Genomic DNA, 709 nt, shown 5'->3' with positions numbered 1-709 from the left:
CCGTTGAACCCGCGTATCGATACCGCTCAGCCATTCGCCTCGCCCCCATCGCACGCATCTTCATTCGGTCTGTCATTATTAATCTAACAATTCTTTGAGGAACGTAGGTGCTTCTAAATGTACTGTCGACTTCTTCTCAAACTAATCCTAAGAGACAAGGCCGTATGGATTTGTACGCTCGTGCTTGCTGCAGCCTTTTCCGTCCCCATTGCGTTCAATTCACCCATCTACGGGCCCTTCTTTATGAAGCAGGGCATGCAGGGCTTTGTCGACGCATTCAATACGCGCGCGCCCCAGGCCAGCGGCACAGACCTATCGCCAGAGCAGCAAGCTGACGCGGAGCTTGCAAGATACGCGAACGCCGCCCTTGCCGCTCAAACCGACGCCGCCTTTCTCGATTCTGCCGAGAGCTACTACGCGCTCATGGGCGAAGGCTTCCAATCCGGGTCCATCGTGGGAGACCGAGAGACCAATGACGCAGCGCTCGCATATTGCCGTGCCCTGAGCAGCTCCGGCATCACGGATATCCCGGCCTCCGCAAACGACCTGCCATTCCTTTCCTTCCTGCCTTACGCCATTGCCACGGCGCCGTCTTTCCTTCCCTTCATCCCCTTCCTTCTCTCGTCGATACTCGTGCTCGGCGCCACAAGGCCCGGGACCCTGGCGGCGAAGGCGCCCGTGCCCAAATTCCGGCGCCTTATCCAGATCG

General features: G+C 58.1%; 1 protein-coding gene. It reads left to right on the top strand.

The annotated features are described in order from the left end of the window. Positions 1-180: 180 nt before the first annotated feature. Positions 181-709 (top strand): hypothetical protein (locus DWV32_RS02080; protein ID WP_147346202.1); only part of this gene is annotated, 529 nt, incomplete at its 3' end.

Source organism: Collinsella sp. AF04-24, from assembly GCF_003465685.1.
Classification (GTDB): domain Bacteria; phylum Actinomycetota; class Coriobacteriia; order Coriobacteriales; family Coriobacteriaceae; genus Collinsella; species Collinsella aerofaciens_AP.
Note: the sequence above shows the minus strand (reverse complement) of the source record. Positions and strands in the feature narration are given on the sequence as shown.